9 protein-coding genes and 2 pseudogenes are annotated in these 8,807 nt (G+C 68.2%); 5 read left to right on the plus strand and 6 right to left on the minus strand.

Translation table 11 applies throughout. The features are described 5' to 3' along the window. The 4 genes and pseudogenes from AC13HU_RS24395 to AC13HU_RS24410 form a co-directional block, all read right to left on the minus strand. A pseudogene (locus AC13HU_RS24395) lies at nucleotides 1-379 on the minus strand (hypothetical protein); the annotation flags it as partial. 502 nt (nucleotides 380-881) lie between these two features. Continuing rightward, the gene (locus tag AC13HU_RS24400; protein WP_483044082.1) at nucleotides 882-1,070 is read right to left on the minus strand and encodes a hypothetical protein; all 189 of its coding nucleotides are present in this window, start codon (nucleotides 1,068-1,070) and stop codon (nucleotides 882-884) included. 439 nt (nucleotides 1,071-1,509) lie between these two features. After that, the gene (locus AC13HU_RS24405; protein ID WP_483044083.1) at nucleotides 1,510-2,052 is read right to left on the minus strand and encodes a DUF6368 family protein; all 543 of its coding nucleotides are present in this window, start codon (nucleotides 2,050-2,052) and stop codon (nucleotides 1,510-1,512) included. Between the two features lie 130 nt (nucleotides 2,053-2,182). Beyond that, entirely contained in the window at nucleotides 2,183-2,620 is a 438-nt protein-coding gene (locus AC13HU_RS24410) for a DUF4259 domain-containing protein (protein WP_483044084.1), read from the minus strand. A 177-nt stretch (nucleotides 2,621-2,797) separates the two neighbouring features. On the opposite strand from AC13HU_RS24410, the gene AC13HU_RS24415 reads away from it, so the two are divergent. Both AC13HU_RS24415 and AC13HU_RS24420 read left to right on the plus strand, forming a co-directional pair. Beyond that, the gene (locus AC13HU_RS24415; protein ID WP_483044085.1) at nucleotides 2,798-3,247 is read left to right on the plus strand and encodes a DUF2199 domain-containing protein; all 450 of its coding nucleotides are present in this window, start codon (nucleotides 2,798-2,800) and stop codon (nucleotides 3,245-3,247) included. 93 nt (nucleotides 3,248-3,340) lie between these two features. Further along, entirely contained in the window at nucleotides 3,341-4,450 is a 1,110-nt protein-coding gene (locus tag AC13HU_RS24420; protein ID WP_483044086.1) for a hypothetical protein, read from the plus strand. A 70-nt stretch (nucleotides 4,451-4,520) separates the two neighbouring features. Here the strand turns inward: AC13HU_RS24420 and AC13HU_RS24425 are convergent, their stop codons facing one another. Then, the gene (locus AC13HU_RS24425) at nucleotides 4,521-5,969 is read right to left on the minus strand and encodes a recombinase family protein (protein ID WP_483044087.1); all 1,449 of its coding nucleotides are present in this window, start codon (nucleotides 5,967-5,969) and stop codon (nucleotides 4,521-4,523) included. Between the two features lie 23 nt (nucleotides 5,970-5,992). On the opposite strand from AC13HU_RS24425, the pseudogene AC13HU_RS24430 reads away from it, so the two are divergent. Beyond that, nucleotides 5,993-6,436, plus strand: a pseudogene (locus tag AC13HU_RS24430) (aminotransferase class I/II-fold pyridoxal phosphate-dependent enzyme); the annotation flags it as partial. Between the two features lie 330 nt (nucleotides 6,437-6,766). On the opposite strand, the gene AC13HU_RS24435 reads toward AC13HU_RS24430, so the two are convergent. After that, on the minus strand, nucleotides 6,767-7,237 hold the full coding sequence (locus AC13HU_RS24435; protein WP_483044088.1) for a PASTA domain-containing protein: 471 nt from the start codon (nucleotides 7,235-7,237) through the stop codon (nucleotides 6,767-6,769). Between the two features lie 169 nt (nucleotides 7,238-7,406). Here AC13HU_RS24435 and AC13HU_RS24440 point away from each other — a divergent pair, with 169 nt between their 5' ends. Both AC13HU_RS24440 and AC13HU_RS24445 read left to right on the plus strand, forming a co-directional pair. Then, a complete protein-coding gene (locus AC13HU_RS24440) occupies nucleotides 7,407-7,667 on the plus strand; it encodes a ribbon-helix-helix domain-containing protein (protein WP_483044089.1) in 261 nt (86 codons plus the stop codon). Next, the gene (locus AC13HU_RS24445; RefSeq protein ID WP_483044090.1) at nucleotides 7,664-8,113 is read left to right on the plus strand and encodes a PIN domain-containing protein; all 450 of its coding nucleotides are present in this window, start codon (nucleotides 7,664-7,666) and stop codon (nucleotides 8,111-8,113) included. The genes AC13HU_RS24440 and AC13HU_RS24445 overlap by 4 nt, the downstream gene beginning before the upstream one ends. Nucleotides 8,114-8,807: the final 694 nt, after the last annotated feature.

Genomic DNA, 8,807 nt, shown 5'->3' on the forward strand with positions numbered 1-8,807 from the left:
GTTCTTTCCCACGGTCCTTTACGGGGTGGGCGTCACGATCACCGTCGGTTCGTCGACCGGCGCCCGGACGTACGGCACCCGGTCCCACCTGCGGGGTGTCGTAGACGTGGGTTTCGCTGACGAAGGTCCCGTCGGCCCGCCGGACCTTGTCCACGCGGTAGTAGCCGGCGGCGGCCAGCTCGCGTAGGGCCTTGGCGACGGTGAGGCGGCCCTGCGGGCTGGTGTCGGCCATCCGTCGGCCGTCCTCGGACCAGCCGTCGGGCCGGGAGAGGAGGTCGGCGAGCAGGCCGCGGGCGGTGTAGGACAGCCGCCGGTCCTGGAGCAGCGTGTTGGGCAGGACCGTGAAGCCGCGCGCATGGCGGCTACGATGAATCTGCATGAGGAGTTCGGTCTCCTTGTGCCGGACCCCGGAGCGTTGGCGCGCTGCCGGGGTCACCCTATTAAGTTCGTCGGTGACAGAACGTACCACGCAAAGCAGGCCCAATCGACCTGCTCGCGAGAGCAATTGATCACGCATCAAATATTGGGACCCCGCACTCGGCAGCCTGCCGGGCCGGCTGGAAACGTCGCGGCGAGCCGACAGGTAACCCTGGTCACCGGCGTGACCGTGATGGTTCCGATGACGGGTGGCGTTGTCTGTCGGCCCCAAGGCGTGCCGCTTGTCCGGGAGCAGCGGGCGTTGCCGCCGTGAGCACGGTTGCCGCGAAGGCGCCGCACGCGACGGTAGGGACATAGGCTGGTGCACAGCGCTTCCTTTGCTCGGCTCCGCATCGGCTGGCAGGCCGGCGGTTGCTGGGTAGATCGTTTATGGGCGGTCGTCCGGGAGTCCTCACGGCCCTCGGTGCTCCAACACCGGGGGCCGTTCCAATGTTCGGTACCAGTCAGGCGGCCTTGACGTAGGTCGTGGTGGAGAGCAGGTCGGCGAGCCGGGCGGCACTGCGCGGGCTGATCGTCGTGACGAAGCCGGCGCAGACGCGCTCCAGCGCGGCCTCGCGGGCATCGTCCGCATCCGGATCGCGTCGCGCCGGGGCGGACCGGACTGTGGCAGGCCGTGGTTGGGGTTCGGGCATGGGCGTCCTCGGATCGGCGCTGCTGGCAGGTCGGGCGCCGTGGGGTAGAGCGGGCGGGCGGTCGTCGTGCGCTCCGGCGAGCGGTGCTCCAACACCACTGGGCCGGGCGGGCGTCGGTCGAAGGTCTGGCGCCCTCCGAGCAGCGGATGACAACAATGATCCGCAGAAAACGCGTTTTGCCTGACGGTACTTTCCGGGCTATAGAGCGGACCGGGACGCCATGCCCTCGGTCCGGCCTCTCCATGATTCCGCCGTCTCTCGCATCGGTTCCAGGCTCCTTCACGCGGCATCGGACAGGGCTGTTCATCACGGGAAACCCTGCAGGGGCTCGCGTTGGGCCCGACAGTCCCACGCGATCACGAATTCGGTGAGACCGGAAACCCGTGATAGAAGCCGTCGGCCGCAACCACGTCAGGGTCCAAGTAACCACCTGATACGGCTACTTCAGGAGTCGGAAGCCGGGCTGTCGTACCCAGGCTCTGAGGAATTCTGCTGAGCCGTACACGGCTGGCCACGGATCAGTCATCCTGGCCAGGATCCCCGGAAGGCCGGCCACGATCGGCCCCTGGTCCGCCCGTAGTTCGACGTTGGCGATACCACCGATCAAGTCCATGACGGCAGCGGTCAGCAGAGCCGTCACGACGTGGTCGACGGGGCTGTTGCAGAACGCAACGACATCGACGGCGTGGGTCGGGGCGAAGCCGATCAGGGCTTCCTGATCGACCTCGTCGGCATGCTCGGACTCGAAGATGGTCTCGTCGCCGATACCGGGCCCCATGAGGGAGACCAGGACGGGGCGACGTCCGTCTTCTCCCCAGGTATCCGTGATACCGAGGCTCTCCGCGTCGATCTGAACGTCATACTCGCCGACCCGCCTCTCCTCAAGACGCGCCGAGGAGCGAACCAGGAACTCGCGGACTCGGTGGATTGCCGATCGCGAAGGGGCTTCGGCCAGTTCGATCACCAACACGGGTCCGCTCATGGCTCGGAGCGTATCCAGAGGGGATCGGCGTCCCCAACGGATTGCCCAGTGTGCACCCTTTGCAGAATCCAATCCGGAGCGTGAGATGGTCACAGCTCTGGTTCCATGGTCCGTGCACGCGCGCCGCCGGTCAGATCCCGAAGAGAGGTTCGTCTTGTGGCGGGGTCGGAGGGTCGAGGACATCACGGAGGCGGGTGATGTCCTGGCGCCATCTCCGTCCCTCCGCAACGTCGTCCCATAGCTCGGCGAGTTCGGACAACTCAGCGACCACCTGATCCAAGGCTTCGACAGCGAGCGTCCGGAGGTCCGCAGGGAACTCCGGCAGCGGCTCCGACGGACCGTAGTTCGAACACGCGGGTACGCCGTCAGGATGTTGGGCGACAACCAGGGCTGCCGCGGCAACGGCTCTCTCGGCGTCAGGCGTCTCCAGGAAGTCCGTTGCATCGGCGGCGCCTTTGAGGGCTCTGCGAATCATGGAGTCGCGTTCTTCCACGACTGCCGCGTCCAGGTCGCCGGCGAAGTCGGCAGCGGTGTCGTTGTCGAAGGGGCCGATGTCCCAGGTGCCCATGTGATCTCCTCGCTTTGTGTTTTGGGGATCTTCGCACCGGCCGCCGACAGCTGAAGCCGGCCTGATGCCAACGTCAACGCACGGTGGCGTCGAGGTGCTGAGTGGTCGCTACGCTCACGCCATGTCTGACGATCTCGGCTTCACCTGCACTGCGGCGACCGCCACGCTCAGCTCCCCATGAGCTACTCGACCATGGCTCCCGATGTCTGGGACCCTGGCTTCGAGACCGATCCGGACAGCATGCTGTCGTCCGACCAGTGCGTGATCAAGGGCCAGCACTTCTTCATCAGGGGCCTGATCGAGATACCCGTGATCGGCAGCGAGGACGTCTTCTCGTGGGGCGTCTGGGTCTCCCTGAGCAAGGACAACTTCACCCGCGCCCTCGAGGTGTGGAACACCCCAGGGCGCGAAGCCGAGAAGCCGTACTTCGGCTGGCTCAGCACCGAACTCGCCCTCTACCCGGAGAGCACCACCAACCTGAAGACGAACGCTCACACCCGACCGGTTGGCAACCGCCCCTTCATCGAGTTGGAGCCCACCGACCACCCCCTCGCTGTCGAACAGCGCACCGGGATCACACTCGACCGCGTGCGGGAGATCGCCACAGCCATGATGCATCCGGCGTAGGCACGTCCTGGTGAAGCCCGCTGATCTGCCGGAACACGTTGGCCAACCGCCTGGAAGGTGGGACGATAAGGCTGTTTCCCACGCGGAGGGCACTTGTTCGTTTTCGTCTGTGCGACGTGTGATGCCAAATTGACCGTCCCGCTGTCGCGGATCTCTCTTCCGGTCCACGCCCATCAGAAATACGGGAACGGGACCCAGATGCCGGTCCTCATGGAGGCAGGAACATTCTCGGTGGACCCGGAACCCTGGGGTCCGACATGGCGACGGTGGGACGAGATCGACCCGGCCGAAGCTGAGGCCCGCGGTATCTACGCGCCGGTCTATGCGTTGTCCGACGGCGCACCCGGCGCCGTTGTGATCGCGCCCGGAGATATCCGCGGTACGAGGCTCATACCCGAGAAGAGCGGCGGTGCCTGCTGCGGTCTCGACGGAGCCGACGGCCCCAATATGGCGTGTCTGACGTGCGGCTCGGCCGTGGCGACCAGGATCGACGACTGCTCGCTCTGGCAGGCGGTGTGGCTCGCTCCCGGCGCCGTGCGCAGCCTTTCCGTCGGGGACGCCGATGGGACACCGCTGTCCTGGGAGGAGTTGCTGGAGGTAGGGGAGGCAATACCACCGTTCGAGCCGATCGGTACATGGGGAGGCTCACAGCTCGGCGCGAACCACTACTGGTCGTGGAGCCCGCGATGGGAGGCAGCAGCCGGCCACGCGCTTGCCCACCTGCTGGCGGCCTCCGAAGGGCAGCCGGTCAAGGTCCCCAACGGCCTGATCTCGGACGTGTTCCAGCACGCCCTCGATGTTCTGCTGCCCCAGGAACGGCCTGAACGCCGCGCTGTCCTCGCCGGACCCGGACAGCCCTACCCAGCAGCAGACGCGGACATCCTGCTCGTTCCGATCCATCCTCTCACGGGTAGGACGTGGACTCCGGCCGCCCCGGCCGCCCCGGCGCACACGGTGCCCCTGCCACTGGGGGTGTGGCTGTGGATGACGCTTCCCCAGCCCTATCTACCCGTCCCCGTCTCGGGCCGCATACCCCGCGATGTTCTACGTGACGATCCCCTCCCGCCATACCCCAACAGGCCCCTCTGGGCCGACCGGGAGACGTTCCGGCACACCTTGGTCCGGCTGCCAGCCGCGCGCAGCCCATGGGTGCGTACGGTCCTGGAGGGCCTCGCCCATCAGCGGTTCGCCAACATCTTCTGACCATCCAGAAATCGAACAACACCGGACTGCCGCGAGCCTTTGCTATCGGCACCCATGCCCTTCGTCACCGCTACAGCGGGTTCTGGTCGATGCGGATCCGGCCCCAGTCCATGTAGCGGCCGAGCTTCTTCGGTTCGTCGATGACGACGCCGGAGAAGAGGAACCGCAGCACCGCGTTGCGGCGCTCGTCCGTCATCTCCTCGGCGTCCCACGCCGCCCGCGCGCCAGCGCCCGTCAGGCCGTCCAGGAGAACCATCGGACGGATGACCACCTTGCGCTGGGCCTTGGCGATGCGGTCGGTGATCTCCTTGCGCATCTTCCGGTACTCCCCCGTGGACAGCTCCTTCGCCGTCCACATGTCGTTCAGCTCGGCGAGCTGTCGCTGGTCGTCCTCCACCTCCTCGGCCACGCCCTCGGCGAGGTTGCTGCTCGCGAGTCGGCCGTCCACCCGGAGCTCGCTGAGCAGCTTGACGGCGGCGTCGGTGACGAAGTCCTCCAGCGTGGGGGCCACGATCGCCCGGGAGCACTTCTTCTCGTCGTTCCGCCCGCGCCGATTGCACTGGTACGCGGGTCCCGCCGTCTTGGCCGTACCCGACATCAGGGTGCCGCAACGCCCGCACATCACCAGACCGCGCAGGAGGTAGTACCGCTGCCGGGGCTTGCTGAGCGCCTCCTTGTGGGCTGCCGACCGGAACTCGCGCCGCGCCCTCACCTCGGCCCAGACTCCCGCGTCGATGATCGCGGGCCAGGTGCCGGGGCCGACCTCCTCACCCTGGTGCATGCGGATGCCGGCGACATGCCGGGAGTCGAGCAGGCCGCGCACCGTTCCGGCGCTCCACGCCTTGCCGCCGGCTGTCCGGACGCCTCGCCGGTGGAGGTCCTTCGCGAGTGGAGCCGCGCCCTCGCCCTTGAGGTAGCGGTCGAAGACCTCGCGGACGATCTCGGCCTCCTCGTCGACGATCGTCATCCCGCCTTTCGCGTAACCGAAGCGCCGGACGCCGCCCTGCGGCTTGCCTTCCCTCGCCCGGTCCTGCATCGCGGACTTCAAACGCCGCGAGGTGTCGTCCGACGACCGGCAGGCGTGCGCGACTTCGATCCGGAGGATGAACCGGTCGTCGGGGTCGGACAGGTCCCGCCGGTTCGCCTCCCCGTGGAGGGTGATCGCGTGATCGTCTGAGACCTGAAGCAGCTCCTCCAGGTCGCGGGGCTGCCGCATGAGCCGATCGGGATGGTAGGCGATGATGTGTCGGAAGCCGCGCTCTCGGGCCTCCTCCAGCAGGCGGTCCCAGCCGGGGCGCTTCCGCTTGCGGCTCCAGGCCGAGCGGCTGTTGTCCACGAAGACGTGGGCAGGGTTGATGACGAACCCACGGCGCTCGGCGATCTCACGGCAGATCCGCTCCTGCCGGTCGACACCCGTCTGATCGTCGTCTTCGGCCTGGGATATGCGGCAGTAGATCGCCGCCGGCTCACCGGCGACCGTGGTGCTGGGGGCGCCCTTGGTGGGCCTGTTGTACGGCATGCGAATGAGTGTATGAAAACGGAGTGGCCTGGGTCACCGGGTCGCGCGAGCTGGTCGCCGCGGTCCGGACGACGAAGCAGTTCCTCACCTACGTCGCCTCGGGGCCCTTCCAGTACGCCGCCGCCGAGGCCCTCGCCCTTCCCGACGCGTACTTCACCACCATCCGCGACGACCTCCAGGCCAAACGCGACCTGCTGGCGGCAGGGCTGACCGACGCGGGCTTCGAGGTGTACATCCCCCGGGGCACCTACTTCATCACCACCGACATCGCCGAACTCGCCCCCGACACCGACGCCTTGACCTTCTGCCGCGCCCTGCCCGAACGCGCCGGCGTCGTCGCCGTCCCCAACTCCGTCTTCTACGACCACCCCGACGCCGGCCGCACCCAGGTCCGCTTCACCTTCTGCAAACAGCGGAAGGTCCTCACCGAGGCCGCGGAGCGGCTCATGACCGCCTTCAACGGCTGAGCACCACCCTCACAAGGGCGGTACTTCCCGGCGAGGGCGTCGGACCTGCGGCAGCCACTTACCTTTCTTCGGGCTCACTCGTGCACTTCCACCGGGCCGAGGTCAACGCCAGCGAGCGGACGCAGAGCGTCCCTGACCTGCCCAGGGTCCGCGTTGATACGGGCGGTCGCCCGCCACGACACGACCGCCCGGTGAACCGCCTCCCTCGCCCCCAGCTCGGCAGCATCGGACAGTGCGTCCAGGAGTTCCACGGTGAACGCACCTCCGTAGCATGAGGGGTGGTGGCCCCGGTTTCGGCGGGGCCACCACCCTTTGTGATGCTCCGTCAGTTCAGCCGGCGCAGATGGTCAGATTGACCGTGTCGCCCTTGTGGACGACGGTCGGGGCGTGCGGGGAGACCGCGATGATCGAGTCGGGCTTGCAGCCGCTGGGCGACGCCTTGGTGACGGTGCCGATCTTGAGTTGAGCCTTGTCCACCAGTTCGGGCTTGACAATGTCCAGGTTGAAACCGGCCAGCTCGATCGGGATGTCGCCGTACTGCACGGTGGTGACGTTCCTGTTCGCGGTGGGCTTGTGGGCTGCCGTGACGGCCGGCCGCGAGGTGTGCGAGCCGCCGGCCGCCAGGGCGGCGCCGGCCCCGGCCAGGATGAGGGCGGTGGCGATACCGGCGATGACCGTGGCCCGCTTGCGACGGGCCCCGCGTGCGATGGCGGCAGTGTCGAAGTGCGGCGCCTCGGCGCTGTTGACGAAGTCGTTCATGGCGTTCACCAGTTCCTGTTCGAAGGGTGTGCATCCCGTCACCCCTCCCCGACGCGGCAGCGGTCCCGTCTGCTGCACGCCCTCAATGAGACTTGGGTCACAGCACCGGACTCCTGACCCGACCCGTACCGCCGGCTCTCGCCGGACAGGCGGCAGAGGCAGTGATCACGTGCACGTGCACCACGTCTGGTACATGGACTACCGTTGGTACATGTCGATGAAGCGGACCAACGTCTACGCCGACCCGGAAGATCTCGCCATCATCAAGGAGGCCGCCGCCAGACGTGGGATCAGCGAGGCCGAGATCATCCGCCAGGGCATTCACCTTGCCGCCATGGCGAACCGCGTGTGGGACGAGCCCCTGTTCTCGCGCACCTTCGAAGGCTCCGGCCGCACGCCGACCACGGCGGACGTGCGCAACGCGGTTGCCGACGCCGGACTCCGTGGGACCAGGGCGAAGGACGACGCGTGATCATCGTCGTCGCAGACACCTCCGGTCTCCTGGCCGCCCTCGACTCGGCGCACCCGGACCACCACGGCTCCAACGAGGCGCTCATGGCCGCCGGTCTCCTCGTGATGTCGCCGCTGCTGCTGGCCGAGATCGACCATGTGGCCACTCGTGAGCTGGGACGAGAGGCGGCGGTGAGCGCGGTCGACGACATCCGGCGATGGATGCGAGCGAGTCGGATCGTCGTACCGGAAATCACCGCGACGCACCTTGCGGCCGCGCAGTCGGTGCGCGCCAGGTACCGCGGCCTCGATCTCGACCTCGACCTCGCCGCCGCCGTGAACGTCGCTCTCGCCGCGGACTACGACACCGACGCCGTACTCACCCTCGACCGTCGCGACTTCCGCGCCGTGCGTCCGCTGGGACGGCACAAGTGCTTCCGCCTCCTGCCGGACGATCTGCCCCTGTGACCCGATGAGTGCGCGAACGCGGCATGGCCTGGGTCACCGCGCCGCGCGCGTTGGTGGCCGCGGTGCGCACCGCCAAGCAGTTCGTCGGCTACGTCGACGATCGACAACCGTGTCGTGATCCAGTCCAACCTCATGGACCCTGCACCCAGACTTCATCCGTTCACACCGCTCTGGCGGGAAGGAGCCGACCGGGGTCGGTCTGGAGGGCGGCGCGGACCCTGGCCCGGCCGCGCGCGGCGACGCTCGCGCGGGCCGTCGTGTCGTCGCTGCGGTCTGCCAGGCCCGCGCAGCTACGGCAGATCCCTTCGTGCGGGATCGGCCGGGAGCACGAGCCGCACTCGCACCAGTTCGGCTTCGCCGGGGCGCTTGGTTCGGGCGGCGGTGGGAGTTTGCGGGTCAGGCGGTCGCGCACGAGGGCGGCGGCCGAGTGGAGGGGGACGGGGAGGCCCGGTAGCAGGGCTTCGGCCAGGTCGCGTCGGCCGTAGCCGCGCTCCAGCCAGGTGGAGACCAGGGGGGCGAGGGCAAGGGCCTCAATGTGCCGAGGCGCAGGCGAGGTTCGGGCCGCAGCACCCCCAACAGCGTGGCCGCCGCCTCTCCGACCGGGCCGCCCGAGAGGAGGTCGCTTGCAGGGAGCTTCGCCCGCCCCGCCTCCCTGGCGTCGCGGTGGTCACTGAACGCCCCACTGGCGTTGGAC

This window comes from Streptomyces sp. NH27, assembly GCF_056859195.1.